This is a genomic window from Pelagibacterium lacus (assembly GCF_003345525.1).
Lineage (GTDB): Bacteria > Pseudomonadota > Alphaproteobacteria > Rhizobiales > Devosiaceae > Pelagibacterium > Pelagibacterium lacus.
In genome coordinates, this window is the sequence record NZ_QQNH01000030.1 from 1 (window position 1) to 26,175 (window position 26,175).

At 58.9% G+C, this 26,175-nt stretch carries 23 protein-coding genes, 1 tRNA gene and 1 pseudogene; 21 read left to right on the top strand and 4 right to left on the bottom strand.

The features are described 5' to 3' along the window. Positions 1–203: 203 nt before the first annotated feature. On the bottom strand, positions 204–1,283 hold the full coding sequence (locus DVH29_RS14320) for a transposase (RefSeq protein WP_114646877.1): 1,080 nt from the start codon (positions 1,281–1,283) through the stop codon (positions 204–206). A gap of 177 nt (positions 1,284–1,460) precedes the next feature. Here DVH29_RS14320 and DVH29_RS14325 point away from each other — a divergent pair, with 177 nt between their 5' ends. The 10 genes from DVH29_RS14325 (at position 1,461) to DVH29_RS14370 (ending at position 11,395) form a co-directional block, all read left to right on the top strand. After that, positions 1,461–1,958, top strand: a complete 498-nt coding sequence (locus DVH29_RS14325) for a ParA family protein (protein WP_114646878.1) — start codon at positions 1,461–1,463, stop codon at positions 1,956–1,958. A 2-nt stretch (positions 1,959–1,960) separates the two neighbouring features. After that, positions 1,961–2,206 (top strand): ribbon-helix-helix domain-containing protein, encoded by a 246-nt coding sequence (locus DVH29_RS14330; RefSeq protein ID WP_114646879.1) that lies wholly within the window; start codon positions 1,961–1,963, stop codon positions 2,204–2,206. A gap of 396 nt (positions 2,207–2,602) precedes the next feature. Continuing rightward, positions 2,603–3,574: an NAD(P)H-quinone oxidoreductase gene (locus DVH29_RS14335; RefSeq protein WP_114646880.1), complete on the top strand. Its 972-nt coding sequence runs from the start codon at positions 2,603–2,605 to the stop codon at positions 3,572–3,574. Between the two features lie 17 nt (positions 3,575–3,591). Then, positions 3,592–4,761, top strand: coding sequence for an MFS transporter (locus tag DVH29_RS14340; protein WP_114646881.1), 1,170 nt, complete (start codon positions 3,592–3,594; stop codon positions 4,759–4,761). A gap of 151 nt (positions 4,762–4,912) precedes the next feature. Then, positions 4,913–5,890, top strand: a complete 978-nt coding sequence (locus tag DVH29_RS14345; protein WP_114646882.1) for a Bug family tripartite tricarboxylate transporter substrate binding protein — start codon at positions 4,913–4,915, stop codon at positions 5,888–5,890. A gap of 56 nt (positions 5,891–5,946) precedes the next feature. After that, on the top strand, positions 5,947–6,390 hold the full coding sequence (locus DVH29_RS14350) for a tripartite tricarboxylate transporter TctB family protein (protein WP_114646883.1): 444 nt from the start codon (positions 5,947–5,949) through the stop codon (positions 6,388–6,390). 4 nt (positions 6,391–6,394) lie between these two features. Further along, entirely contained in the window at positions 6,395–7,930 is a 1,536-nt protein-coding gene (locus DVH29_RS14355; protein WP_114646884.1) for a tripartite tricarboxylate transporter permease, read from the top strand. Between the two features lie 183 nt (positions 7,931–8,113). Beyond that, on the top strand, positions 8,114–9,844 hold the full coding sequence (locus tag DVH29_RS14360) for a CocE/NonD family hydrolase (RefSeq protein WP_199562602.1): 1,731 nt from the start codon (positions 8,114–8,116) through the stop codon (positions 9,842–9,844). After that, positions 9,844–10,338, top strand: coding sequence for a nuclear transport factor 2 family protein (locus tag DVH29_RS14365; protein WP_114646886.1), 495 nt, complete (start codon positions 9,844–9,846; stop codon positions 10,336–10,338). The genes DVH29_RS14360 and DVH29_RS14365 overlap by 1 nt, the downstream gene beginning before the upstream one ends. 85 nt (positions 10,339–10,423) lie before the next feature. After that, positions 10,424–11,395, top strand: coding sequence for a LysR family transcriptional regulator (locus tag DVH29_RS14370; protein WP_158541684.1), 972 nt, complete (start codon positions 10,424–10,426; stop codon positions 11,393–11,395). An 8-nt stretch (positions 11,396–11,403) separates the two neighbouring features. Here the strand turns inward: DVH29_RS14370 and DVH29_RS14375 are convergent, their stop codons facing one another. The 3 genes from DVH29_RS14375 to DVH29_RS14385 are packed head-to-tail and all read right to left on the bottom strand — an operon-like array spanning position 11,404 to position 14,258. Then, a complete protein-coding gene (locus DVH29_RS14375; protein WP_114646888.1) occupies positions 11,404–12,222 on the bottom strand; it encodes a sugar phosphate isomerase/epimerase family protein in 819 nt (272 codons plus the stop codon). 31 nt (positions 12,223–12,253) lie between these two features. Continuing rightward, entirely contained in the window at positions 12,254–13,081 is an 828-nt protein-coding gene (locus DVH29_RS14380; protein WP_158541685.1) for a sugar phosphate isomerase/epimerase family protein, read from the bottom strand. Positions 13,082–13,085: 4 nt separating this feature from the next. Next, a complete protein-coding gene (locus DVH29_RS14385) occupies positions 13,086–14,258 on the bottom strand; it encodes a Gfo/Idh/MocA family protein (protein ID WP_147276117.1) in 1,173 nt (390 codons plus the stop codon). Between the two features lie 218 nt (positions 14,259–14,476). Between DVH29_RS14385 and DVH29_RS14390 the strand changes: the two genes are divergently transcribed. The 11 genes and pseudogenes from DVH29_RS14390 to DVH29_RS14440 all read left to right on the top strand — a co-directional run. Further along, complete coding sequence (locus tag DVH29_RS14390; protein WP_158541686.1) at positions 14,477–15,436, top strand: Gfo/Idh/MocA family protein; 960 nt, start codon at positions 14,477–14,479, stop codon at positions 15,434–15,436. A gap of 657 nt (positions 15,437–16,093) precedes the next feature. Then, the gene (locus DVH29_RS14395) at positions 16,094–16,795 is read left to right on the top strand and encodes a GntR family transcriptional regulator (RefSeq protein WP_114646892.1); all 702 of its coding nucleotides are present in this window, start codon (positions 16,094–16,096) and stop codon (positions 16,793–16,795) included. Positions 16,796–17,427: 632 nt separating this feature from the next. Beyond that, entirely contained in the window at positions 17,428–18,225 is a 798-nt protein-coding gene (locus DVH29_RS14400) for an HpcH/HpaI aldolase family protein (RefSeq protein WP_114646893.1), read from the top strand. A 24-nt stretch (positions 18,226–18,249) separates the two neighbouring features. After that, entirely contained in the window at positions 18,250–19,215 is a 966-nt protein-coding gene (locus tag DVH29_RS14405) for a Bug family tripartite tricarboxylate transporter substrate binding protein (protein ID WP_114646894.1), read from the top strand. Positions 19,216–19,304: 89 nt separating this feature from the next. Continuing rightward, positions 19,305–19,940, top strand: coding sequence for an RraA family protein (locus DVH29_RS14410; protein ID WP_114646895.1), 636 nt, complete (start codon positions 19,305–19,307; stop codon positions 19,938–19,940). Positions 19,941–19,980: 40 nt separating this feature from the next. After that, positions 19,981–21,399, top strand: a complete 1,419-nt coding sequence (locus tag DVH29_RS14415; RefSeq protein WP_158541687.1) for an amidase — start codon at positions 19,981–19,983, stop codon at positions 21,397–21,399. Next, positions 21,396–21,875: a tripartite tricarboxylate transporter TctB family protein gene (locus tag DVH29_RS14420; RefSeq protein WP_114646897.1), complete on the top strand. Its 480-nt coding sequence runs from the start codon at positions 21,396–21,398 to the stop codon at positions 21,873–21,875. Before DVH29_RS14415 ends, DVH29_RS14420 begins: the two co-directional genes overlap by 4 nt. Positions 21,876–21,877: 2 nt before the next feature. Then, positions 21,878–23,539, top strand: coding sequence for a tripartite tricarboxylate transporter permease (locus DVH29_RS14425; protein WP_114646898.1), 1,662 nt, complete (start codon positions 21,878–21,880; stop codon positions 23,537–23,539). Positions 23,540–23,790: 251 nt separating this feature from the next. Further along, positions 23,791–24,972 (top strand): pyridoxal-phosphate-dependent aminotransferase family protein, encoded by a 1,182-nt coding sequence (locus tag DVH29_RS14430; protein ID WP_114646899.1) that lies wholly within the window; start codon positions 23,791–23,793, stop codon positions 24,970–24,972. Between the two features lie 396 nt (positions 24,973–25,368). Next, a tRNA-Gly gene (locus DVH29_RS14435) sits at positions 25,369–25,442 on the top strand. 215 nt (positions 25,443–25,657) lie between these two features. Continuing rightward, positions 25,658–26,175: pseudogene (locus tag DVH29_RS14440) on the top strand (integrase); the annotation flags it as partial.

The window sequence follows — 26,175 nt, forward strand, 5'->3', positions numbered from 1 at the left end:
CCGGCGCTCGATACCCCCAACATCAAGTGGCCTGGTTTTGCGCCGCCCAATGGCCGACTTTTACCCCGCCGTTGACAAAACTGGGTCGTTGAGTCTGACTCCACCGTGACGGACGGCCAATTTCAGCATTTTGGTGTATTTCCGGCCCGCGTTTGACCTTCTGCGGTGCCCGGAACGGGCGTTTTCCCGGTTTCCGGGCAGACTCATGGCGTGACGGCGCGCTTTTCATGAAAGACCAAGCGATCGAAATTGTAGGCCAGATTGGCCAGGGTCAGTTTCGCCTCGGCCCGCGTGACGCCGATGGTGCGGATGAACAGCCCGAACTTGTTCTTCTGATGAGCGAACACATGCTCGACCCTGGCGCGGATTGAGGACTTGGCGGCATTAGCCCGCGCGGTCGCGATCGGCATCGACTTGCCCTTGGGCTTACGGCGGTGGATCCGGCTAGTCAGCATGCGATCGGCCAGCCAAGCTTCATTGCTCTGTGAGCGGTAGGCGCTGTCCGCCCAGACCTCGCTACCGGTGTTCTCCCGGTCGATGACCTGGCGTAGCATCCGGCCATCGGGATGGGCGGCCGAAGTGACAGCCGCGGCCCGGATGAAGCCATAGCGCCGGTCGATACTGATATGGCTTTTGTAGCCGAACACCGGCAGCGCGATCATGGGCAGTGGCGTGCCATCTGGCCGGTAGCGCACTTTGCCCCCGATCTTAAGCGTCCAGCGCGCATCGGTGTCCTTCTGCGCCGCCTTGGCCGGTTCGTCGGGCCAGATCTCATCAGCGGATTTACCCGCCTTGATGGCCTCCCGCTCGCCGTCGGTATTGCGCTGCTTGGGCGCCGGCACCAGCGAGGCATCCACGATCTGGCCCGACATGGGAATGTAGCCCTTCTTGTGCAATTGCCACTCGAAGGCCTTCATCACCCGCTTGAGCGTACCCGTCTCGGTCATGCGGTTGCGGAAATGGCGGATGGTGTTCTCATCGGGCGTACGATCGCCGAGCGAGAAGCCCAGGAAGCGCATCCAACTGAGCCGATCCCGGATCATGAACTCGGTGCGAGCATCGCTGAGGTTGTGCTGGGCCTGCAGGATCAGGATCTTGAACATGGCAACCGGATCAAACGGCGGCCGGCCACCCTTGCTGCCGTTACTGTAACCAAGCCCCTCGACCAGCCAAGACCGGAAATACTCGAAATCCACCGTCCGCTCCAAAACCTCCAGCGGATCGCCATGCTGGCTAAGGGCTTCAAGGTGATCGTTCAGGCTGAAAAGCGAATGCGGGTCCATGATGACGCTCCATGATCGGGCGATATCAGTGAATCACGACTCAACCAAAGGTGCGAGGGTTTTTGCGGGTCTCCATCTGCGAATTAGTCCGATGGGCACCATAGCCCGCTTCGAATCAATGCAACGTTCGTTCTTGTGAGACCTGATCCGCAGCGCTCGGCTTCTGCCTGGCGCTCCTTGCGTTCCGACAAGCGCATCGCCGTCCACAGCTGCCTTCCCGAAGACGTGGAGGTGATGCTGGCGCGCGCCAGGTCCAAAGCAATCGATTTTGTGCTGATCGACAACGCGCCCAACTGGACCAGCGCTTCCCCCAGGATCGCTGCTTTGGCCGACCTTTCGATCGTCACGGTTCGGGCAGCGGGTTTTGACCTGGTGGTCGGCCTCGATCGGGTGAAATTTCTCAGCCAGCAGCGGCCGAGTACTCGCTTCGTCGTCGTGATCGGGCCGGCTCCGGCCCAGCGCCTGGGGCAGGACAATCCCCTTGTTCGGTCGGCGCGCGAAGCGTTGCGGCACGTTGGCGGCCGCGTCTGGCAACGCCAGATCACTCACCGGCATGTGGTGGTTGAAAGCGTCGGACAGGGAAAGACTCTGATGGAAACTGAACCGAACGGACCGGCGGCACGGGAATACTGCCGCTTGTGGAATGGCATCATCACCGAACTGCAGAGGACCTGATCATGACCAAATCGCTCGCCGATGGCGTTCAGCGGATCGCCGAATCCTCGTCGGTCTCGGCGCAGGATCTGGGCCCTGCAGCCGAGGAAGCTGATGCCACGGAGGCCAAGATTCTTTACCGCACCCGGAAGGAAGTTCGGCAGACGCTGCGTCAGATCGCCCTGGACGAGCAGTCGTCCATGCAGACCCTGATCACCGAGGCCATAAACGATCTCTTCATCAAGCGCGGCAGGGCGCCTATTGCGTAATTGGGAGAGCTAAGCTGTGTGGTGATAGCACGATAGCAAGCCAGCGTGCATCTCAACGCATGAGAGCATCGCAAGGTGTGTGAATTGGGCAGTTTGGAATGGCGGCTTTGCGCCCCCTTTCCGGTCGTTTGGGCCGCGACGGCGAATGCCTAGAAGCAGACGTTCAACGAGCTCACGGGTTGTGTAGCGCGGGTTCTTGGTATCGAGCTGCCGCATCCGTTTGCAAAACTTTGGCAACCTGGGGACCGCTATCTTCGAACGATGCCGCTGCTGCCGTACGAAATGAACGCCGAGCGATATCGTTATCTGCTCGATATCGCTTCGGCATTGGCATTGCTCGCCCGTTTCGTGAACTAACATTGAAAATTCCGAATCAAGGGTAGGCGGTCAAGGTACATGCGGGCGGTCTGGGCGGAAACAGGGGGCGGTGCCGAGGTATTGCGGATCGTGGAAAGGGCGCTTCCCGAGCCGCAAGCCAATCAGATTCGAATTCGCGTAGCCGCCGCCGGCATCAACAACGCCGACATCGTGCAGCGCAAATCCGGCATTGCGCCGGCCGGCGCGCCGCCGGGGCTCGGGCTGGAAGTTTCGGGAACGGTGGATGCGGTCGGCGAAGACGTTGCCGATTGGTCGGTGGGCCAAAGGGTCTGCGCCTTGCTCGATGGCGGCGGCTATGGCGATTTCGCTCTTGCGGATGCGCGAAGCGTGCTCCCTGTCCCCGATGATATCACCCATTGCGAGGCGGCCGGGTTGCCCGAAGCGCTGCTGACGGTATGGCAGAACCTCGTTGTAAGCGGAAATTGTCAGCCCGGGGACACCGTCCTCGTTCATGGCGGGGGCAGCGGCATTGGCTCGATGGCGGTGCAGGTTGCGAAAATGCTCGGGGCCCGCGTCGCGACGACCGCCGGTTCCCCGGAGCGATGCAACAGGCTGACCGAGCTCGGCGCCGATCGGGCCATCAACCACAACGAGGAAGATTTCGTCACCATCGTTTCCGAAATGGGCGGGGCCGACGTCATTCTCGATATCGTCGGCGGTCCCTATCTCAACCGCAACCTCGCGGCGGCGCGAGAAGGGGCGCGTATTGTTCAGATCGCGTTTCTCGAGGGTGGCGAGACGACAATCGACCTCGCGCTGCTTCAGCACAAGCGCCTAGCGCTGACCGGGTCCAAACTGCGGCCGCGCAGCGCGGCGCACAAGGGCGAACTGACCGATGCGATCCGCCGGTTCGTATGGCCCACCGTCGCGCGTCGGGGGATAACTGCGGTGATCGACAGGATCTTTCCGCTCGCCGAGGTAGCCGACGCGCACAGATACTTCGAGGCGAGGCGGCATTTCGGCAAGGTGATCCTCGACCTCCAGAACTGAGCGCGAGGGCCCTATCCTTGAAATACGCGCCCCAGACGATCGGCCTGCCCCTTGGCGTTCTGCAGATCCTGGCGTGGGGAACCACCTTCTATATGCCGACGGTCCTGTCGGTATCGATCATCGCCGATACCGGATGGCCGCTATGGGCCGTTTCGGCGGGGCTGACGATCGCCCTGCTTACCGCCGCACTGGTTTCGCCTTACGTGGGCCGCAGCCTCGCGCGGGGCAGGAAGGTGGTCATGGTGCTGGCGCCGGCCTTCATGGCGGGCGGATTGGTTGTCCTGTCGGGCGGGCAGCACCTTTTTCTCTTTTGGCTCGGTTGGGCGATCGTCGGCGTCGGGATGGGATGCGGGCTCTATGACGCGGCCTTTGCGATCCTGGGCCATTACTATGGACGAGCCAGCCGGGCCGCTGTCCCGCTGATCGCCATTTTAGGCGGGCTTTCCAGTTCCATCGGCTGGCCAGTGGGCCTCGCCCTTGAGGGTGCCGTTGGCTGGCAGGGAACGTGCCTCGTCTATGCCGCCGCGCACCTGCTCATCGGTATTCCCCTCGCCTTGGACACCGCCCACCGCCTTCCGGCGCCGCCGAAAGAAACTGCCGCCAGCGACGTGGGAGAGGTGATGGCGACCGGTGTCAAGCCGGCCTTCGCGCTTCTCGCCATGGTTTTTGTCATCACGACCGCTGTCAGCACGAACGTTATCGTCCATCTGGGCGCCATCCTGACGGCCGCCGATATTGCCAGTGACGACGCCGTCGCCCTGATGGCGATGGTGGGCCTGTCTCAGGTCGCGGCGCGGCTGTTGCTGCTGATCCTGGGGAAACGAACCGGCCCGTTCTGGACGATCAATTTCACCTGCGCTCTGCTGGCGCTGGCCATTGCCGTTTTCGCCGCCAATGGCTGGGGCTTGACGGTCGCGGTCGTCGCCTTTGGCATGGGGATCGGCCTCAACTCGATCGCCAGGGGACTTCTGCCGCTGCATCTGCTTGCCGGTCCTCATTTGGCCCGGCTCATGGGCTGGTTGGGTGCGCTGCTCATGACCAGTCAGGCCGTTGCTCCATTGATGGGAGCGCTTATCATCGACGCGTTTGGACTTGCCGCGCTCATGGCCGGGCTGTTGCAGCTTTCCGCCCTGGCAATGGCGACGGCGCTGTTCCTGACATTGCGACACGGCAGGAAGAGTCCATAGAGCCCTATGCTCAAACGGCATCGTCCGAATGCAAATGATATCTTAGACACATGAGGTCGGCCTTGATAGGCCTAGGCTACCCATTGGTGAACCGCCAGTGTGGACGTGCCGGACCCGGGGTTCGGGCTAATTGTTTGGAGGAGAATGTCCTATGAGGTTCAATCTGACGACGAGAATGGCCGCCATTCTTTTCGCTTCGTGTGCGATGGCGGGGGCAGCCAGTGCCCAAGACGACTTTCCCAGTCGTGCCGTCACCATTGTGGTGCCCTACGCCACGGGTGGAATGAGCAGCACGCTCACTCAGCTGATTGCGGAAAAAATGCAGGAAAATCTCGGCCAGCCTGTGATCGTCAGCAACCAGCCTGGCGCCAATGGTAATCTCGCCTCGGGGGCTGTGGCCCGAGCCGCACCTGATGGCTACACCATCCTGCTCGGAACCCCATCGACTCTGACGCTTAACCCGCATCTTTATGCCGAAACGCCGTTCGATCTGTTCGAGGACTTCGATCCGCTCGGGCTGTATGCAATCACCTATTCCGTCGTCCTGACCCATCCCGATACCGGCTACGAAACGATCGATGACATCGTGGCAGCCGCGCAGGCAGCGCCCGGAACGATTAATTTCGGCTCTTCGGGCCCGGGTAGCTTCGGTCATCTGGCTGGCGAGCTTCTGGCCGCCCTCGGCGACGTGGAAATGACCCATATTCCTTACCCCGGGGGTGGTCCGGCCCTGACCGATCTGATGGCAGGACGCCTCTCGTTCATCTTTGGCGATACGATCGCTCTTGAACAGGTCGAGGCTGGCAATCTTGATGCCGTCGCTTTGGCGGGCATCGAGCGCATTGCACAAGCGCCGGATCTCGAAACGGTCGCCGAGCAGGGCTGGGAACGGCTCGACTTCACCGGCTGGCAAGGCTATGTCGTGCCGCGTGGCACGCCCGAGGAGATCGTTGTCCGGCTTAACGAAGCCCTTGCCTACGCTCTCGAGGACGAGACGCTGGGTCAGCGGATAAACGAACTGGGAGCCGACGTGGCTGATCCCAGCCCGGAAGTCTTCGCGGAAGTCCTCAGGTCCAACTACGACAAATGGGATCAGGTGGTTCAGGACGTCGACGTCGTCATCGAATAATGCGCTTCGCCGCGCGGCCCTGATTGGTCGCGCGGCCATACATCGAGGAATCGGCCATGAAAGTCCTGGATCGAAGATCTTTTGTCGGTGGCATCCTTCTGCTCGCGACGGGGATCGGATTCGCCGCCTTCAGCTATTTTAACTACCGGTTGGGCACGCTTGCCCAGATGGGGCCTGGAATGGTTCCGATGGGCGTCGGTATGGTGCTGGTTCTGGTCTCCGCCCCTATAGTTTTAGGCAGCTTCACGGTTTCCGAGGGCGATCGGCCGAGCTTTGACGTCCGACCCGCGCTGACTATAATTCTGTCGGCGATCGTCTTTGCAATGGCGATCAGCTTTGGCTTCCTGCCGGCGGTTGCCCTCACCGCGCTCGTAGCGAGTCTGGCGGACGACACGTTCGATGCTTTGAAGACGGCGATCAACGTGATGGTTCTCACGGCTGTGGCGGTCGTTGTTTTCGTCGTATTGCTGCGTCTTCCCATCCCATTGATCCGCTGGTAGCGAGATGGACATTCTAACCGAACTCTCGGCCAACGCCTCCATGGGGCTGGCCGTCGCTCTTCAGCCTGCCAATATCCTCTATTGTTTCATTGGCGTGTTCCTGGGAACCTTGCTCGGTGTTATTCCCGGCATCGGCACCCTGGCGGCGATGACGCTTCTTTTCCCCTTTACGTTTCAGCTCGAGCCGACGAGCGGGCTGATCATGCTCGCGGGGATTTACTACGGAACCAATTATGGCGGCACGATCGCAGCGATATTGCTCAACGTTCCGGGCACGCCGGGAGCGTCCGTGACGTGCCTTGACGGATATCCCATGGCCAAGCAGGGACGCGCGGGCGTGGCGCTTCTGATGACGGCGGTGCCCTCGTTCGTCGGTGCCAGCTTCGGCATCATTCTGCTTATGGTGTTCGCACCGGTCATTTCGGAAAATGCGCTGCGTTTTGGGCCCGCGGAATATTTCTCTCTCATGGTCCTGGGCCTGGTTGCGGCGTGTACGATCAGTTCAGGGTCGGCCGCCAAGGGCTTGGCCATGGTCGTGCTCGGCATTGCCTTCGGGCTTGTCGGCTCGGACATTTATACAGGAACGCAGCGGTTCACCTTCGGCGTTCCCGTGTTGACCGATGGGATCGAGCTGGTCGCTCTCGCCATGGGTTTGTTCGGACTTCCCGAGGTGATCGCGAGCGTTCGTGGGGCCAAGGACGTGAAGCTGACCCAGAAGAGGGTGACGCTCAAATCTATGATTCCCACCCGGGACGATATCAGGCGCTCGTTGGCTCCCATGCTGCGGGCGTCGGGCATTGGGTCCTTCTTCGGAACACTTCCCGGCACGGGCGGTCTCATAGCCTCGTTCATGTCTTATTCGGTGGAAAAGCGAGTATCCAAGGATCCTTCGCGTTTCGGAAAGGGAGCGATCGAAGGAGTCGTCGCGCCCGAGACGGCCAACAACGCGGCCGATATGACCGCGTTCATACCCACGCTGACGCTGGGCATTCCGGGAAGCACTCAGATGGCGATCATGCTCGGCATCTTCATCATCCACGGGATCACGCCCGGCCCACAGATTCTCACCCAGCATCCCGAATTGGTCTGGGGGCTGATCATGAGCTTCTGGTTGGGCAACATCCTGCTTCTCGTGCTCAACATTCCCTTGATCGGGCTTTGGGTCCGGATGCTTTCCATACCCTATTCGCTGCTCTATCCGGGAATCGTGGTTTTCATCTGTGCCGGTGTCTACAGCATCTCCAACAGTGTCGCGGACGTGATTGTCATGGTATTTTTCGGCGCATTGGGATATTTGATGCGGTATCTCAATTTTCCCGCTGCGCCGCTCATACTGGGGTTCGTTCTTGGCCCGATGATCGAGGAGCATTTCCGCCGCGCCATGCTTTACTCGCGTGGCGATCCGGCAACATTCATCCAGAGCCCGATCAGCGGCGTCATTCTGGCCATAAGCGCCGTGCTCGTCATCTGGACGATAGTGAACGCATTTCGCTCCCATCGACAACGCCGAGCTTTGAATGAAGGCATAAACCAAGTCTGAAATCGGGCGCGTGCGCTTGTGTATGACAGGGCTGCTCCGAGATCGGGGCAGCCCTTTTTTGCGGGTCGGTCCATGCCTGTGCGGCATACGCAGGATTGCACTTATGTCTTGGACAGATAGTCGAAACGGTCGCTACTACCAAAGCTGGACCGAAAGCCGGATATCAGACGGACAGGAGCGAACATGCACGACCGAGTCAGCAAAACCAATCGAGGACAACAGTCCGACATGATCGTGGACCGCGACGTCATGATCCCGATGCGCGATGGCATACAACTCGCCGCCGATATCTATCGTCAGCCGTCTGACCAGAAGATGCCCGCGCTTTTGGCGCTCAGTCCCTACGGTAAGAATCTTCAAGCCCTGTCCTTGACGCTCCCGCCGCAGGCCCGACCCAACCCCTTGTGGGATGGTGGCATCGAAGCGGGTGACATCCGGCGCATTGTGGATCGCGGATATGCCCATGTCATCGCTGACGTCCGGGGTACCGGCGGATCGGAGGGAGAACTCTGCGGCAACTACGACAGTGGTGGCCACGGAGAAGGGAAGGACATCTACGATCTGGTGGAATGGCTGGCCGTGCAGCCCTGGTGCGACGGCAACATCGGGATGGTCGGGATTTCCTATTTCGCCACGGTGCAAGTCCTGGGGGCAGCCGAGGCTCCTCCCCATCTTAAGGCCATCTTCTGCAATGGTGGCCATTTTGACCTTTACGAGCTGGCCTATCATGGCGGTGTTCTCTGGCTTATGCCTCGGGCTTCGCGCGAGGGGCGGGGAGGGGACAGCGGCGTGGCCGTGGGGCGGGTGAAATCGAAGCTGCGCGAGGAGCTCTCGGAGGCCGATTATTCGGCTCGCGTCGCCGAGCGCTTGTCAGATCCCGATATCCAGAACTGGCCCAATCTGACCCACGTCATCAGCTATCCAGAAACCCACGAACTCTGGCTCGATTTCGTGCTCAATCCGCTCGACGGCCCCTTCTACCGCGAAGGTTCGCCCGTTACCCATGCCCACAAGGTTGAAATTCCCGCTTACTTCCAGTCCAAATGGGGAAGAGGTTGGACGATCGACGGCACCATCGACACCTACGCGCGCGTCAAGGGCCCGCGCAAGCTCGATCTCCTGGCTTCTCCGCCTATGCAGGAGCGTCCTTTCCATGAATCGCATGAGGAAATGCTGCGCTGGTACGACTACTGGCTCAAGGGCATCGACAACGGCATCATGGACGAGCCGGAAGTCAATTATTTCCTCGAAGGCGCCCGCGAATGGCGTGGTGCCCAAAGCTGGCCGCCCCAGGTGGACTGGGTGCCATTTTTTCTTCGGCCAAGACATCGGCTGGCTTACGATCCCGAGCCCCTGAGTGCCGAACATTCGCCGCCCGACGGCTTTTATCAGGCTCCGTTGACCGTCACCTCGGAAAACGGCAAGGTCGTCTGGATGACGGACGCGCTGCTCGAGGATATCGAGATGGCGGGATCGGGTGCGATGCATCTGTTCGCGGCCATCGACACTGACGACACCAATTTCATCGTCAAGCTCTATGATGTCGATCCGCACGGCAAGAAGCGCCAGGTTACGACCGGATTTCTGAAAGCGTCGCACCGCGAACTCGATGAGACGCTTTCTACGCCGGGTCGCCCCCATCACCCGCATACGTCGGCGACACCAGTGACGCCCCACGAAATCGTGGAATATGCGATAAGGCTCTATACGTTCGCCAACGTTTTCAAGAAGGGCCATCGCATCCGCTGCGAACTTTCGTGCAATGAATCGTTTACCGACGAGCATGCACAGCTTCTTCCCCCGGACAGCTTCCACCTGCCCAGCGGCCGTGCAACGGCGCACAAGATTTTCAGGGACCGCGATCACCAGTCCCATCTGCTCCTGCCCATTGTCGCAAAACAGACGGAAAAGTGATGACTTTGATCAACGCCGAACCGCTCCCCATCGAAGACGAGCGTCAGATTTTGCGGCTCTACGCACTCTATTGCCATACCTTCAATCATGGCGATGCGCAGGACTTCGTGGACCTTTTCACGCCCGAGGCCGGATTTGTGAAGCTGAACACCGGGGTCAAGGAATTTGGCAGCCTTGGTACCCCCAAGGGCGACGCGCATGGTCATGCCGAGCTTTTGGACCTTGCATTGGGGCGTCGCGAGCTTTTCAAGGGGCTGGTCCGGCATCAACAGACCGACATGGTGATCTGCTCCGGTGAAAGCGAGGATGTCGCCTGGGGGAAATCCTTCATACTGGTCACCGATTGGCGCGACGGCCCAGGTCGTCTCGCTGCCGTGGGCGACTGCACTGCGAGCTTTGCCCGAACATCGGCAGGGTGGCGGTTCTCGCGCATCGAACTTTCGACCCTGCCGCGTCCGGGTGCCGTTGCCAATTCTTCGCCCGGCAACGATTGACAGCGTGCCGACGCCGCTTTCACATATGTCCGGTCGCCCGGCCCATCGAAAGCTCTTTTCCGAGGCCCTGGGAGGAGTGAGGCATATGGATTTTCGATCGCTGCGCTATTTTCTGGCCGTGGCCGATGTTCTGAGCTTCTCGAAAGCCTCGGGCATTCTCCACGTGGCGCAGCCCGCGCTGAGCCGCCAGGTGCGCAAGCTCGAGGACGAACTGCGGGTGGAATTGTTCGTTCGTACCGGAACGGGGGTGGAACTCACCCAATCTGGTGAACTGCTGAGGGCCCGGGCGCGTACGCTGATGCAGCAGATCGCCAATATGGCCGAGGAGGTCCGCGCCGAATCCGAGGTTGTGCGCGGGAAGGTCACTGTCGGCGTCACGCCGGCGACCGGCGAGCTTTTGGTGCCGCTTCTCGCCAAGCGCTGCAGGGAGGACTTTCCCCAGATCGAGCTGCGGATCGTGGAAGCTTATGCCGGCCTGATCTATGGCGGCCTGGTCAAGGATGAAATCCAGCTCGGCCTCATCCACTCTCCGGCCGCCCATCGCAGCATCAGAATCGAGCCAGTCCTGGTCGAGCCGATGTATCTCATCGGGCCACCTCAACAGTCCACCGGGTGCCCACCAGCCAGCCCGGAAATCGCCATCGATTCCGTGCCGCTCATCATGCCGCGACGCGGGCACTCTTTGAGGGAGCTCCTCGAGGCGGCGATGGATCAGGAGGGGCGCGAGCTCGATATCGCCTTCGAGGTCGATGGGCTGGTGTCGACCCGCGCCCTTGTCGCCTCAGGGCTCGGGTATACGGTACTCGCCTATGGTGCGGTTCACGACCAGCTGATGAGCGGGAAGCTGACGGCCGTTCCCCTCAGCGATCCGGAGATACTCTGGCGCCTGTGTCTGGTTTCAACCAACGAGATACAACACTCTCGGACGGTCACCGTCGTGCGCAACATCATTCGCTCGGAGATCCACAAGCTCGTCGATGCGGGCATGTGGCAGGGCTCGGTCAATTACGCGGATGAAGAGATCCAACTGCCGGCCGATCTTTCGGATTCTCGCTGAACATCGTCTCAGCTTAAAGCGCGCCGAGCGGCCTCTCTCGCGGCTGCGACGAGCGCAAGCGTGTAGCGGCCGGCCAGGCCGATCTGCTCGCTCGCCGACAGATGGGCGTGGCGAGCATTGGGAGCCTCCACGCTGACATCGATATGGGGCGGGACACTTGAGAGGATTTCAAGCAGCGGTAGTTCGCCTTCCCCTGGATAGAGCCTCAGCGTACGCGCTTCGGTGGCCAGATCGTCGACCTGGGCTGTCGCCGTTGCATCACAAAGATGGATATAGCCCAGCCGCTCGAGCGGAAGGTTGGCCATATCCTCGGCGCTGCCCCCGGAGCGCATCAGGTGCAAGGTATCGACGAGCAGACGTAAATTGGACCGCCCCACGGCGTCCTGCACCCGCATTGCGGCCCCCAGCGTGTTGATCGAGCGAAACGGCATGAACTCCAGCACGGAGGTAAGCCCAAGCCGAGCCGCATGGTCGCACAAGAGGCCGCATCGCTCGATGAATCGCTGCTCATCGGCGTCCATCGCAGTAACCAGGAGATGGGTTGCGCCCATCTCCGATGCCGCTTGGAGGCCTGCCAGATAGTCTGCAATCTCGGTCTCGGGCCAGATGGGAAAGGCCTCTGCTTCGAACACCGAAATTCCTGCGTCCGCGGCGCGCTGCCGCAACGAGCGGGCCCGCGCCAGATCTCCGGCAACCGGCCATCGATCGGGCGTGTGTCGCGGCGCTTGGATGCGCAATCCCACGCCCTGAAAGCCTGCGGCCGCTGCGGCGTCGATGAAATCTTCTGGACTCGCATCGAGTGCTGTGAGGTGGGAAATCGAAATCATGATCTGATGCTTTCGTTGGACTGCGGCGGTCTCAATAAGTGGCGATGGCGGTCAGAAATGCCCGCAAATGCAATGCGGCCTCCGCTGTTCTTGTCGCAACCGCATCTTCGGCCCTTACGGCTCCGGGCACCTCCAGCACCAGGGGAACCGAGGGCGGGACGCAGGCAAGAATCTCAGATAGGGCAATGGTGCCGGTGCCCGGATGCATCCGCCCCGCACGCGCTTCGACCATGAGGTCGCGGGGATAGGCGACTGGAGCGTCGCTCAATTGTACGCACGCGATGCGCTCGGCATCGAGCGACGCGACGACCTGAAGCGAAGCTCCAGTGCGGTGGAGATGCAGACAGTCGAGAATGACTTTTGCGTTGGACGCTCCGGAACGTTCGATCAATAAAAGAGCCTGCTCGAGGGTGCCGATTTCCCGAAAACCCATGAACTCTACCCCGATATCCACGCCGGTGGAGGCGGCCTTCGTGCAAATTGCTGCAAACTGTGCCGCAAGGGCGGCCGGATCGGATCCGCTTCCCAGGCGCGGACCTATGCACGAGATGTGGCGGGCGCCTAAATCAGCGGCGAGGTCGAACAGAGGATCGAGGGCCGCCAGATCGAGGTCGGGATCAAGCACGATCGTTTCGATATCACTGATCCGCATGCCGGTTTGGAGGGCGTGCTCCCGAACCTGGGCGCGCAGGTCGCGGTCGGAGACCAGATCGTGTTCGAGCCGCTTTCCTATGCCGGAACGCCCCAGAAGGCTGACGGCGCCGAACCCCGCTTCGGCAGCAGCCGAAATCAGCGCCACTGGCCCGGCATCGTAGAACCCGAGTTGGGCCAGGGATATTTTCGATATATCCGCGTCCATGTCGCTACACCGACGGCTCGGCCGATATCCATCGGCCATTCGCGCGGCTCGACTCCAGCACTGCATCGATGAAGTTCACCCCCAGAAGTCCATCCATGGCGTCTGGATAGGGGTAGGTAGCCGGTGTGCCCGTCAGCTTTGCTGCTACGGCATCTGCGAAGTCGCTGTAGACATTGCCGACAGCCTCGATGAAACCTTCTGGATGGGCCGGTGCCACGCGCGAGGCCGAACTGACCTCCGATGGCGTTCCGATCCCGTTTCGTGTGAGGATCTGCCGCTCTTTGCCCAGGCGATGAACGAGGAGTTCGTTCGGTTGCTCCTGCACCCATTCGATGCCGCCCGTTTCCCCGAATATCCTCAATCGCAGCCCGTGCCATGCGCCGGCGGCTACATAGCTGATCCACATCGACCCGCGTGCGCCATTCTCGTACCGGCACAGAATCTGGGCATTGTCCTCGAGCTGGCGACCGGGCACGAAGGTTTGCGTATCGGCGCTGACTTCAAGCAGTTTAAGCCCGGAGACATAACTTGCCAGATGGGCGGCATGCGTACCGATCATGCCCAGAACGGCTGAGGGGCCGGCTATGTCGGGCTTGGTGCGCCAGTTGGCAGTACCATCTTCACTCATGGACCCCACGCTGCCAAGCGCGAACTCGGCCTGGACCAACTGCACCTTGCCTATGGCGCCGGCCGTGATCATCGCGCGCGCCTGGCGGACCATCGGATAGCCGCTGTAGCCATAATTTACGGCCAGAAGTCCTCGCCGCCTTTCGACTTGCTCTACCAGAGTCCGAGCATGCTCGATCGTATTGGCAAGTGGCTTTTCGCAGATTACGGCGAACCCGGCTTCAATGAGAGCCTTCGATATCGGGAAGTGGGAATCATTGGGTGTCACCACACTGACGACATCGACCGGATCGGCACGGCCTCGTTCGGCCGCGATGAGATCCTCATAGCTGTCATAGGCCCGCTCGGGCTGGATAAAGAGATCGCGAGCAAATGCCCTTCCTCTAGGCGCGTCGACGTCAAGCGCTCCAGCAACCAGAGCGTATTTGCCATCGAGGCGGGCCGCGTAACGGTGGGTCGGCCCGATCCGGCTGGTGGCCCCGCCGCCGATCAGTCCCCAGCGCAGGGGCCGGCCAAGTTTCCGCATCGGTTCTGAAAGTGTTTCCGCCACGGCGTTTTCCTCCTGGTCGCCCGCTCGTCAGGTCCGGTCCTAGCTATCAGGCGGCGGGAATGCGGTCCAAGATATAACGAACATCCCGTAGATGCCGGATGCGCATAGCTGTTGGGCCCACACGCCATGCCGAATGCAGCAGCGGCATATGCCGACAAACTCTTGGACCTGCCGGGCTGCTCCCGATAAGAGGCCGAAGGTCGAACGAGGAGATGGCTATGCGGTTTGCAATCGTGGGCGCTGGTGGATGGGCAGGCCAGCGTCATGTAGACGCCGTACTGGCGCTTGGTCATCAGGTTGTCGCCCTCATCGATCCGGCAGACGCCGTTGGGCAACGAGCCATGGACATCGGTGCTGCATGGTTCGAAAGCCTTGATGCCCTCGACCTCGATTCCGTCGATGCCGTGACCCTGGCCTTGCCGCCCGAATTTCACCCTGAAGCGACCAAGCGGATCGCCACGGCAGGCAGGCATGTGCTTTGCGAAAAGCCCATGGCGCCCGACCTGGTGTCGGCGCGCGATCTGGCTGCATTCGCGCGTGACGCGGGCGTCACGATCATGCCGGGCTATATGCTGCGCTGCCATGCCCATCTCAGGGCCTTCGCCGAGGCCTTGCCCGCCATCGGGCGGCTGCGGCGTTTGAGCATTGCCACAATGACGCTGAAAACGGAGGTCGGCGGCTGGCGAACCCAACCGGGTCATGGCGGGGTTATGCTCGTCAACGGCATACATCAGCTCGATATCGCCAATTGGCTTGCCGGATCGTTGACAGTCGAAAGCGCCGACTTCAGGAACGTGCATTTCGATATGCCCACCGAGGACTATTTCAGCGCCTTGCTTAGGGGAGTGGATGGCTGCTCGGTCCGGGTGGAGAGCGCTTGGTCGCCTTTTCCGCCGCAATATGCAGACGGGATGTGGACCACGCCCAACGGAAAGATGCGCATTGAGGCCGAGGGCGACGCAGGGGCTATCGTGCTGACCGCTGGCGGTTACCGCATCAATAAGGAAGTGATTGACCTCAGCGCAATCGAGGTCGCCGACCCCTTTGTTGCTGAGTTCTCTCACTTCATCGATACGGCTCTTGGACGGGCGGCACCTTGGATGACAGTCTATGATAATTTGAGGGCCCAAGAGCTCGCAGCTGGTTGTCGGCGAATGTACCGATCTGATGATCAATGATGTTAGCATGATGCGATCACTACGGAGCAATCGTCCGCTAGTGACTGATAAATATCAAAAGTTGCCGTTCAGCTATCGGCCATGGCCGCATAACCTAAGCAAATGGCCTCCGGCGAACCTGGCGCAGTTCACTTCCAGAACGCTACAGCATAAGCTTTCAGAGCTTCCGCGCGTGCGATTGGTGCCGGCACTTCCTGCGGCGCAGAGCGGCCCAGCCTTGAAAGTGGTACGAGTTCCGTCCAACCAGATGGCAGTTCTCCGTGTCGAAGGTGAGGCTGGACGATCACGCCCTAACTCATGCAAGCCTGATTATTCATTCGTGCTTCGCCATCTTCGAGCGTTGAACAGATTCCATCCGTGACGGTCCTGGGGTAAAGTCTTGTCGTTCCGCGTCACGGGCGACGACTCAATGCCCTGTCAGCCTCCTGTGCGGCCGTCGCCGCCGCCCCGATAGACACAATACGGCTCCAGGCTATATTGATCCGGTCTATCCGTCGGGGGCGGTCGCTCGTGGGATTTGGGAGCGGCTCGTTGGAATTGGTATGCATGCAGCGGCGCCAAATTCCCCCCTTTTTGCAAAATTGCATTCAAATTTGGGATTTTCTATGTTCTTCTACTTTAGTTGGTGTAAGAGCGCCGATGTAATGTGAGGTCGTAATGGTTGAGTTCGCTACCCAAGTAGAAAATCCTGCCGAAAGTGGCCAGCAGGAAACATCTCTTCATAGTGAGGTCCTGGAACGGCTCAGGGACTATATAGTCGAAGGAAACATTCCTGAAGGTGGGCGTATCCCCGAGCGTCAACTCTGTGAAACGTTCGGAATTTCCAGGACACCGCTGCGCGAGGCACTCAAGGTCCTGGCATCGGACGGTTTGGTGGAGCTCATGCCCAATCGCGGCGCGCGCGTGCGTTCCCTCAGCGCTCACGATATCAAGGAACTTTTTGACCTAATGGGCGGTTTCGAGGCGCTCGCGGGTCGCCTCGCTTGCGAACGGATTACAGAAGAGCAGTTCGAAGAGGTGCTCTCGCTTCACACCGAAATGTACGGGCACTATCTGAGGGACGACAGGCACCATTATTTCCGCACAAACCAGCTGATCCATGACAAAATATTGGAAATATCGGGAAATTCCGCCCTCATTCGTTCCGCGCGTTCCCTGTCAGCGAGTCTGCGTCGAGTGAGGTATGCCGCAAATCTCGACGACAAGGGTTTGCGATGGGCCGAAGCGGTACGGGAACATGAACAGATAATCGACGCCCTCCGTCGCCGGGATGCTGACGCCTTGGCCTCGATCTTGTTTCATCATCTTCGCAACAAAAGTGCTGCCGTCCTTCGAAGTTACGAAGAAGCGTATAGATAGCGCTTCCAGTAGGCGGGCGCCCTGCCTGTCGATCTCAGGGGCGTTCTGATCTTATGCGCGCCCCAGAATATTTGAATTCAAAATTTCACTTCGGCGTCAAGGATACGTCCCATCAGCATGGACTCGGGTTTGTAGCGTCTTGACCCTTAACAGCAAGGGAGCCCCCCGTGTTTCCCTTGCCTTGAGAGTTCAAGATTGGTGGAAGGCGGCAAAATTGTCCGGTTCTCTCGGGTTTATAGCGATCGTCTTTTGGCTGGCGTTATGCCATGGCGATAGTATCGCGTGTCGGAATATCGCAAATTTCCTGTTGACTGCTGTGTTTTCCGTTATAAAATGAATTACAAAATTTTATATCGCGCATCAAAACGAATTCTAATTCTGACATGCCGTTGGAGGCGCCCCTATCGCGTTGGGCAATGAAAGTTGGAGTCGATTGAGGATGGTCACCCCTTTGCGGCGAAGTTTGGTCGTCGCTTTGTAACGATTGTCGCGACTCTCAGGGATTGGTTGCCCGCCTTGGGGGGGGGGCTGGAATTAATGATGCATGGCATTGTTGGTATGGAGATATAGTAATAATTTTCGATAGTAATAAGTAAATTATAGTAAATATTGCTGAAAGTGGAGGGTCGGTAATGTTATTGAATAATGTAGCCAAGTCGCGGTTGCTTTCTGGAAAGATCGCTTTTGGGCTTGGAGTCCGCCACTCGCGGACCGTCGATATCGCGCGTGCGGCCAAGGCCGCTGGATATCATTATCTATTCATAGATCTCGAACACTGCACGATGGATATCGCAACGGCGGGTCAGATTTGCGTCGCCGCGCTCGATGCAGGCGTTACTCCGGTGGTCCGCGTTCCCGGTCACGAACATTTCCATGCGGCGCGCATTCTCGATGGCGGTGCCCAGGGCATCGTCGTTCCGCATGTGGAAACCGCTGCGCAGGCTCGACAGGCAGTGTCCAATTGCCGCTATGCGCCGCTCGGGCACCGTTCTGGCATGGGACCGATGGTCCATCTGCACTGGAAGGGAATGCCGCAGGATCAGATCAGTGAAGCCATCAACAATGATGTTCTTCTGGTCGTCATGCTGGAATCGCCCCGGGCCGTCGAGAATGTGGAGGAGATCGCTGCGGTCGAGGGTATCGACGTGATCTCGATCGGCACGAACGATCTAGCGCTGGAAATGGGTATTCCGGGCCAAGTCGAGCACCCGCGCATTCTCGAATGCTATGATCGCGTCGCTGCTGCTTGCAAGAATAACAATAAAATTCTGCGGCTTGGCGGAATTTATGAGCATTCTCAGATCATGCGCACCATAGAGCTGGGATCGCGAATGATCATGCTAGGAAATGATTTTGGATTTATGATGCAGGCGATGAGAGGAAAAGCAGAGGAAATTTCTTCTCAGGTAGATGTGGAGCTCATTTCTTAAAATGTAATATGGAGGAGGAGAACGATGAATAAGAGAATAAGCTTAGTAGTGGCATTTTGCATGCTGGGAGGCATGACTGCTTCGGCGGTTGCCCAAGTTAATCTGCCTTGCGGGAGTGCCAGGTTGGTTGTGGCGTCCAATCCGGGAGGGAATTCGGACGCTATCGGCCGAGTTGTTGCTGAGGCTGTTAATCGCAACTCGCCGGCTGTTCCGTTGCAAGTAGTGAACATAGGTGGGCAAGCCACAATGCGTGGCTCCATCGAAGTGGCGGATGCACGGCCAGATGGATGTACACTGCTGATCAACCACCAATCCCTTATCCTTTCGCACCTTACGGCCCAAGGACCGGTCACATATTCAAACCTGGTTCCCGTTGCGCGCCTAACCCAGGACTATTCGATCGTCAACGGTGCAAGCGGAGCGCCCTTTGACGACGCGCAGAGCTTTCTTGATTATGCAAGAGCGCATCCTGAAGAGATATTGACCGGTGCATCTTTGGGCGGCACGAGCCACATTTCTTTGCTTCTTCTCTCCGAATTGGCCGGAATAGAACTCAAATACGTCTCATATAACGGTCTGCAGGAACGTATTACGGCAATGCTTGGTAATCACATCCAGCTTTCCGAGGCCGATATCGGCGTTTCTGCGCGCTATTCTGCTAGTGGTGATTTCAAGCCGCTGATCGCCCTGTCTGAAGATCGCATTCCTCAATTGCCCGAAATTCCCACGGCACGGGAACTGGGTTACGATGTCGTCTTCGGTTTGGCCCATGGCATTTATCTTCCTGCCGAAACGCCGGACGAGATCCGCGACTACTATGCGAACCTGTTTGAAGTCGCGCTCAGTGATCCTCAGTTGTTAGCACAGTTCGAGGCCAACGGCACGGCAATCAGCTTCCTAGCGCCCGACGAGTATGAAGCGGCACTGACCGTCGAATTCAATGCATACAAGCTCTTGCTCGAAAACATGGGCATGCTGGACATGCCGTGACGGTATCCCGCGGCGGGCATAAGTGGTTCGTCGCTATTCGACCGCACCGGCAGGTGCAAGACACTTCTACAATATTAAAAAGGTGAAGCATGGCGCTGAATGATACGCAGCAGGCAGAATTCTTGACACTCGTGAGTGGGCACGTGAGCGATGCAATGGAGATTCTTGGCATCAAGCGCAGCGTGCTGACTAATTTCATCTGTCTCGGCAGTAATCACGCCCGGATGGTGGGGACCGCGTTCACGATCCGCCAGCGTGCCAAATCCTCGGTGACCCCCAAGGACGAGCCGCTTGTCCGGCATGCGGAGGTGTCGGGGGGGCTGGCTGGCAAGGGGGAGGTGGTCGTTGTCGATATCGGGGGCCGGACCGATGTGGTCAGTTGGGGCGAATTCCACACCTATAAATGCCTCCTCAACGGTGTGACCGGCGTACTAATCAATGGCGCCACCCGCGATGCCCCGCAAATTCGCGATTCAGGCATGACAGTCATGGTCAAGGGGTTGAGTCCTATCAAGAGCCGATGGGATCTGGAAACCGCGGAAATCAATGGTCCCGTCACGATAGACGGCGTTGGCATCCGTCCTGGCGATGTGATCTTTGGCGACGAGACCGGTGTCGTCGTGGTGCCCCAGGAGCGCATCGACGATGTTCTGGCCAAAGCCAAGGAGATCAGGGACTTCGAGGATGGAGAACGCGACGCTGCAATGGCCAAGCTCCATGGTTGAATGAAATTCAACTGAACGTCCGTTCAAGCTGGAGATTGACGTGAACATTCCCTTTCTTTCGGCGAGAGAGTTGACCGCGGCCTATGCCGCGGGCGACCTCACCCCGAGCCATGTCGTCAAATGCCTCATTGAGCGCATCGAGCTCCTCAATCCCAAGATCAACGCTATCGTTGCGCTCGATACCGACGTCATGCGCGAGGAGGCATCCAGGAGCACCGACCGCTGGACTGCCTCGGCGCCCCTCTCGAATTTTGACGGCGTACCTTTTATTGTAAAGGATGCGATCAATGTTCGAGGCTTGCCGACGAGCTGGGGCAGCAGGGCCTTTGCTGATTATCACCCCGAAGCTGACGAGTTACCCGTGGCAAGGCTGCGGGCAGCCGGTGGGGTCGTCGTAGGCAAGGCCAACGTTCCTGAGTTCACCTTAAGGGGTTTCACCCATAACGATCTGCACGGCGTAACCCGCAACCCCTGGGATGTGCGTTTGACCCCTGGGGGCTCGAGCGGGGGCGCTGTTGCGGCTGTGGCTGCGGGGTTCGCGCCTCTCGCGCTGGGGACGGATGCCGGTGGGTCTATCAGGCGTCCCGCCGGGTTCACAGGTCTTGTCGGATTCAAGCCGAGCGCGGGCCGGGTTCCGCGCCTTGACACCTTGCCCGCCATCGTCGCCGAATATGAAGTCATCGGCCCGATTGCCCGGACCGTCGAGGATGCAGTTCTTTGTCTTGAGATCATCGCCGAACCGGATTCACGGGACCGGCAAAGCATCAATTTTCCTTATCCGGTGGTGAGCGGGCCGCTTGGCACCGTGCGCGACGGGCTCCGTATCCTTCTCATCGAGGAGTTCCGGGGCTTGCCTGTTGACCATGAGGTCGCCGCCAGCGTGCGCGAGGCCGCCGGGCGCCTCGAAAGGCTCGGCCACCGTATCGAGGTTGCGGAAGCTCCGTTCGATACGCGCGCTTTCGGAAAGAGTTTCGGCGCGATTTCAAAAGCGGGTCTTGCGCGTGTGTTCCAAGATAGGCCGTGGAAGGGGCTGGTCACGCCCGAATTTGCCGAGGCGATCAAGGCGGGCGAGACGGTGACGGGGGTCGAATACGCGACCGCCCTCGAGGTGTTGCGCGAGGCGAGGGAGGAGATTGCTTCGGTCTTTGGACGCTACGATTTGCTCATGACGCCGTCCTCCGGAACCTTGCCTTGGCCGGCCGGAGAGCGGGACCATAAATCTATCAACGGTCAACCGGTTGAAGGCGGTGAACATTCTGTCTTTACCGGCTTTGCGAACGTGACCGGTTGTCCCGCAATAAGCATTCCCGGTCCTGCGACCGAGAACGGTTTTCCGATCGGGTTCCAACTGGTGGCCCCATTTGCCGCCGATGGTTTGCTACTCCATCTCGCCCGTCAGTTTGAAGCCAACTTTCCTTGGCCGACCGACAGTGGCTTTGGCGAGAGCGCAAGACCATGATCAGCCGGACGCGTGTTGAAGTGATTGCCGCCCTGGTGCTTTGCGTGTTCTGCGGCATTGGATGGCAGCAGGCTCTGCTAATTCGACATCCGCGGCTTGTCGAGGTGTCGCCGGGCCTGTTTCCGATGGTGTGCCTGGCCTTCGTGTCGATTTGCTCGGTGGCCTATCTGATTCAGGCTTTTTCCGGAACTGTCAGGTCCGAAGCGGAAGAAGGCGAGCGTGGCGCGCTATGGCTACTGAATCCCGCGATATGCATCGTCCTGTTCACCGGCTTCATATTGGCGCTCCCTTATCTCGGTATTCTCATATCCGGCACGGCCTTCATGGTCTTGTTATTTTCCTTCACCGGACGCCGGGACGCGAAAGGTCTGATAACCAATTTTCTCGTTGCCTTTGGATGCTCGGCAACCATGTGGGCATCGATGCGCTGGATATTTAGAGTATACATTCCCTCCGGCAGTTTGACGGGGTTCTGACAATGTTGGGCCAGGCCGTAGCTAATCTAGGAGAGACGATCCCGCTCTTCTTTACCCTCAACAATATGATCCTCATCAGTGCTGGCGTGTTGTTTGGGTTGTTTGTCGGTGCCATCCCAGGCTTTTCGACCTCGATGGCACTCGTCCTTTTGCTGCCCTTCACGTTCGGAATCAATCCGATTAACGGTTTGTCGCTGATGATAGGCGTTCTCATCGGTAGTATATCGGGAGGGCTGGTCACAACCAACATTCTGGGGATAGCCAGCAGCAGTTCGTCCATACCTTCTCTCTGGGATGGGCACACGCTCTCCAAGAAGGGGGAGGGTGCCTATTCTGTCGGCATTGCGCTTTGGGCATCGTTTTTCGGCGGCATGATCAGCTGGGCGGTTCTGGTGACGTTCGCTCCGATGATCGCCCGGATCGGCTTGCAGTTCGGCCCTTGGGACTTTTTTGCCCTGATGGTTTTCAGCCTGACGATCGCTGCCAGTGTCTCAAGCGGCACGATGACCAAGGGTCTGTTGGCGACGGGCTTGGGCCTGCTCGTCGCCCTGGTTGGGCGTGATCCCATCAGCGGTGTGAATCGTTTCACCTTCGACATTCCTTTCCTGACCTCCGGCTTTGAGATTCTCGTGGTCCTGATTGGGGTATTTGCCTTCAGCCAGCGCCTCTATGACATGCAGGATCGCGAAAGGACCCACCGGTCGATGGGCGGGGGAAGCATTAGGTTTGAGGGGATTCCCCATCTCCGGGCGGTAAAGACTAATTTGCAGAACTGGCCGACACTTCTCCGGTCCTCCTTGATCGGGGTTTTCATCGGTGTCGTGCCTGCGCTCGGTGGGAATGTCTCGAGTATTCTCGCCTATGACCAGGAACGTAAGTTGGCGCGGCCCGAACAGAAATTCGGCGAAGGCGAGCCGGCCGGGATCATCGCACCCGAAGCAGCCAACAATGCCGATGCGGGGGGCTCGCTAACTGTCCTGATGGCTCTTGGGATTCCCGGCGATATCGTTTCGGTGGTTCTGCTCGCCGCGCTGACCCTGCACAATGTCGCGCCCAGCCCGATGTTCATCACTGACCACCCTACCATCGCCTATACCATCTATATCAGTTTTTTAGTCGCCAGCATCCTGATGGTGTTCTTCCAGTCGATCACTATCCGCTTTTTTTTACTGCTGCGGTGGGTTCCGGACTATCTGATTAATCTGGTGTTGTTTCTATGTGCGATGGGTGTGTTTGTCTGGGCCGGGACCTTCGATTCTCTATGGGTCCTGCTGCTGTTTGGCCTATTTGGTTATGCGATGCGATCTTTGGGCTTCCCCATCGCTCCATTTATTCTCGGTGCCGTCCTGGCAGAGCCCGTCGAGGTGAATCTTGTGCGGTCATTGTCGAGCAGCGCTGATGTTTCGCTGTTCTTCATAAGACCTTGGGCCATGTTGTTTTGGGTGCTGACACTCTATTCTCTGTTGTTTCCATTGTATCATTCTATGGGGAGGAGGTGGAGAATAATACAGTCGCTCTATTATCCGTCTCTGGGTCTTTTGCTGTCGATACCGCTTTTTATGATGGGCTCGTTCGGTGCAGCTATTGCCGGTTTGCTGTTCATTTTGGTCTCGGTCTGGGGTGGATATACGGCAATGCAGCGGCAAAAGGCCATCCAGAACTAGATCCCATACCTCCTGATCGGCAGCGGGCGCCTTTCGATGACGATCGATACGTGGTGCAGCATCGCAAGGGCGATCGCGAGATGCCAAAGGGAGGCGGAGGCATGAGCGGTCGGCTGCTGACGTGCGGGCGGCTCTTGCCGTGGTTGCCTATCGATATCTGGCGGATGGCCGGATGACCTCCGGAAACTCAGCCCGATGAGTCTTGAATTTCGAGCCATCAGATTTTGCATTCAATATGTCAGGAGAAGAAAATGAAAAAAGCTGGCCGTCACTTTCTGCAGATCCCAGGGCCTTCACCAGTCCCCGAAGCTGTACTGGCGGCGACCGCGCAACAGGTCATCGACCACCGCAGTCCTGAATTCGGCGCACTTGGAACCAGAGTGCTGGGCAATCTCAAGAAGATATTCAAGACCGAGCACCATGTCGTCATTTATCCCTCCTCGGGCACCGGGGCATGGGAAGCTGCGATGTGCAATACGCTCTCGCCGGGAGACAAGGTCCTGACCTATGAAACGGGGCATTTTGCCTCGCTTTGGGCCAAGCTCGCCAATCGCTTGGGGTTGGTACCAGTCATGGCGGGCGAAAACTGGCGGGCCGGTGCTGATCCAGATATCATCGAAGCACAGTTGCGCAAGGACACCGGACACGAGATCAAGGCGGTATGCGTCGTCCACAACGAGACCTCTACGGGCGCGACCACCCGGCTCAAGGAAGTGCGGGACGCAATGGATGCGGCCGGACATCCGGCCCTATTGATGGTGGATTCGATCTCGGGACTGGGTTCTGCGGACCTTCGGATGGACGAGTGGGAAATCGACGTAGTGGTGGCGGGCTCGCAAAAGGGCCTCATGCTTCCGCCCGGTCTGTCGTTCAATGCGGTCGGGCCCAAGGCGCTGGACTACTCGAAATCGGCCGGCATTCGCCGCTCCTACTGGGATTGGAGCGAGATGATTGCCTTTAATAGAACCGGTTATTTTCCCTATACCCCAGCGACGAACCTGCTGTTCGGTTTGGATAAAGCCATCGACATGCTGTTGGACGAAGGGCTGGATAGTGTGTTCGCCCGTCACGAGCGCCTTGCCGAAGCGACCCGCCTTGCTGTGCAAGCGTGGGGCCTGGAAAATCAGTGCCAATCTCCGAAACATTTCTCCCCGGTTCTGACTGCTGTTCTGATGCCCGAAGGCCATAGTGCCGATGCTTTCCGGCGCACTGTTCTGGAAAATTTCGACATGTCGCTGGGCTCTGGCCTGTCCAAGGTCGCGGACAAAGTCTTTCGGATCGGCCATCTGGGTGACATCAACGAACTCACCTTGATGGGTACGCTGGCCGGATGTGAAATGGGATTCGAGTTAGCTGGCGTGCCCTATCAGAGAGGCGGCGTCGACACCGCCATGCGGTATCTGGCCCAGACCGGTGCTTCAGGACAGCACTGACGGTAGCCAGTCAAGAAATTTTTCTTGAAGATGGCTGGTCTATGACATTCTGCGCCAGTGATTGGATAGAGTTTATTACCGATAATCCAATACTGGAGGAAGGTTCTGCACTTCTCAATTCTGCAAAATACGGTGGGGCGCACCTGCCACGCTACACACAGCTATTCGACCGTAGGTCATCCAAGGAACTTGGGCATATCGATAAATTGTTATTTGATATCAACCGCGTGTGCCGATTTTTTGCCTTATTCTGGGCTGGCGCACGCGCTTCCATGACTGAATTTCCCGCAGAAGCCCCCGAAAAAACTATCGTTTCACTGGAAATTCCCGAGGGCATCGCGAAGCGCCCCGCTCCCTTGACGCGCCCCGTGATTTGCCGCAAACAGGCGGTGGTCGGCGGGTGTAGCTCAATGGTAGAGCAGAAGCTTCCCAAGCTTACGACGAGGGTTCGATTCCCTTCACCCGCTCCATTTTCTGTTCACTGCGAAATTGCTATCCTACTGTAATGGCCTATAAATTCGGCACATGTCGTCTGAATTGCCTTGTCGGCTGCCGAAATACGTGACACAATCTGCTCCGATAACGTGATACATCGGAGCGAATTGACATGCCGAGGGGGTCTCAACTCGACCGTTTTCTGCAGCGTCGCGGCGACCGCTGGCAGTATGTTCGGCGCGTCCCGGCGATGGTGGCCGATCAGGACAAGCGTGCCCCGGTCATCCGCAGTTCGTTGAAAACCCACGACCTCGCTGTGGCTCGTGTTATGCGAGATGCATTGGAGAAAGCCGACAACGACCTTTGGGCGTCGTTCCTGTGCGACGAGGAGGAATCGGTGGCGCTGAAGCGGCACACGGCGGCCGTGCGTCGGGCGGCGGCACTGGGGTTCGCCTATCGCCCCGCCGCAGAACTCGAGGCCAAGGCGAGTTGGCGCGAGATGGCAGAACGGATGGAAGCCATTCTGGACTCGCGAACCGCGCACGCGACCGAAGCCGTGGTGCTTGGGGCAGCGCCAGCGACTTCGGCGCCGATCAGCCAGGCGCTCAGGGTCTACATTGAGGAAATTGCGTCGTCCCAGTTGGTGACCAAATCGCCGCAGCAGCGCAGGAAGTGGCGAGTCATTCCCGAACGGGCCGTCCGCAATTTCATCGAGATCGTTGGCGACAAGTCGATCGTCGATATTACTCGGGACGACGCACATAAATT

Bases quoted from the DNA above. Each gene is read 5' to 3' on its own strand.
- DVH29_RS14425 (WP_114646898.1), top strand. From the start codon at position 21,878: ATGTTGGGCCAGGCCGTAGCTAATCTAGGAGAGACGATCCCGCTCTTC.
- DVH29_RS14365 (WP_114646886.1), top strand. From the start codon at position 9,844: ATGACTTTGATCAACGCCGAACCGCTCCCCATCGAAGACGAGCGTCAG.
- DVH29_RS14335 (WP_114646880.1), top strand. From the start codon at position 2,603: ATGCGGGCGGTCTGGGCGGAAACAGGGGGCGGTGCCGAGGTATTGCGG.
- DVH29_RS14355 (WP_114646884.1), top strand. From the start codon at position 6,395: ATGGACATTCTAACCGAACTCTCGGCCAACGCCTCCATGGGGCTGGCC.
- DVH29_RS14390 (WP_158541686.1), top strand. From the start codon at position 14,477: ATGCGGTTTGCAATCGTGGGCGCTGGTGGATGGGCAGGCCAGCGTCAT.
- DVH29_RS14375 (WP_114646888.1), bottom strand. From the start codon at position 12,222: ATGATTTCGATTTCCCACCTCACAGCACTCGATGCGAGTCCAGAAGAT.
- DVH29_RS14430 (WP_114646899.1), top strand. From the start codon at position 23,791: ATGAAAAAAGCTGGCCGTCACTTTCTGCAGATCCCAGGGCCTTCACCA.
- DVH29_RS14380 (WP_158541685.1), bottom strand. From the start codon at position 13,081: ATGGACGCGGATATATCGAAAATATCCCTGGCCCAACTCGGGTTCTAC.
- DVH29_RS14420 (WP_114646897.1), top strand. From the start codon at position 21,396: ATGATCAGCCGGACGCGTGTTGAAGTGATTGCCGCCCTGGTGCTTTGC.
- DVH29_RS14320 (WP_114646877.1), bottom strand. From the start codon at position 1,283: ATGGACCCGCATTCGCTTTTCAGCCTGAACGATCACCTTGAAGCCCTT.
- DVH29_RS14400 (WP_114646893.1), top strand. From the start codon at position 17,428: ATGTTATTGAATAATGTAGCCAAGTCGCGGTTGCTTTCTGGAAAGATC.
- DVH29_RS14410 (WP_114646895.1), top strand. From the start codon at position 19,305: ATGGCGCTGAATGATACGCAGCAGGCAGAATTCTTGACACTCGTGAGT.
- DVH29_RS14350 (WP_114646883.1), top strand. From the start codon at position 5,947: ATGAAAGTCCTGGATCGAAGATCTTTTGTCGGTGGCATCCTTCTGCTC.
- DVH29_RS14370 (WP_158541684.1), top strand. From the start codon at position 10,424: ATGGATTTTCGATCGCTGCGCTATTTTCTGGCCGTGGCCGATGTTCTG.
- DVH29_RS14395 (WP_114646892.1), top strand. From the start codon at position 16,094: ATGGTTGAGTTCGCTACCCAAGTAGAAAATCCTGCCGAAAGTGGCCAG.
- DVH29_RS14405 (WP_114646894.1), top strand. From the start codon at position 18,250: ATGAATAAGAGAATAAGCTTAGTAGTGGCATTTTGCATGCTGGGAGGC.
- DVH29_RS14330 (WP_114646879.1), top strand. From the start codon at position 1,961: ATGACCAAATCGCTCGCCGATGGCGTTCAGCGGATCGCCGAATCCTCG.
- DVH29_RS14345 (WP_114646882.1), top strand. From the start codon at position 4,913: ATGAGGTTCAATCTGACGACGAGAATGGCCGCCATTCTTTTCGCTTCG.
- DVH29_RS14360 (WP_199562602.1), top strand. From the start codon at position 8,114: ATGCACGACCGAGTCAGCAAAACCAATCGAGGACAACAGTCCGACATG.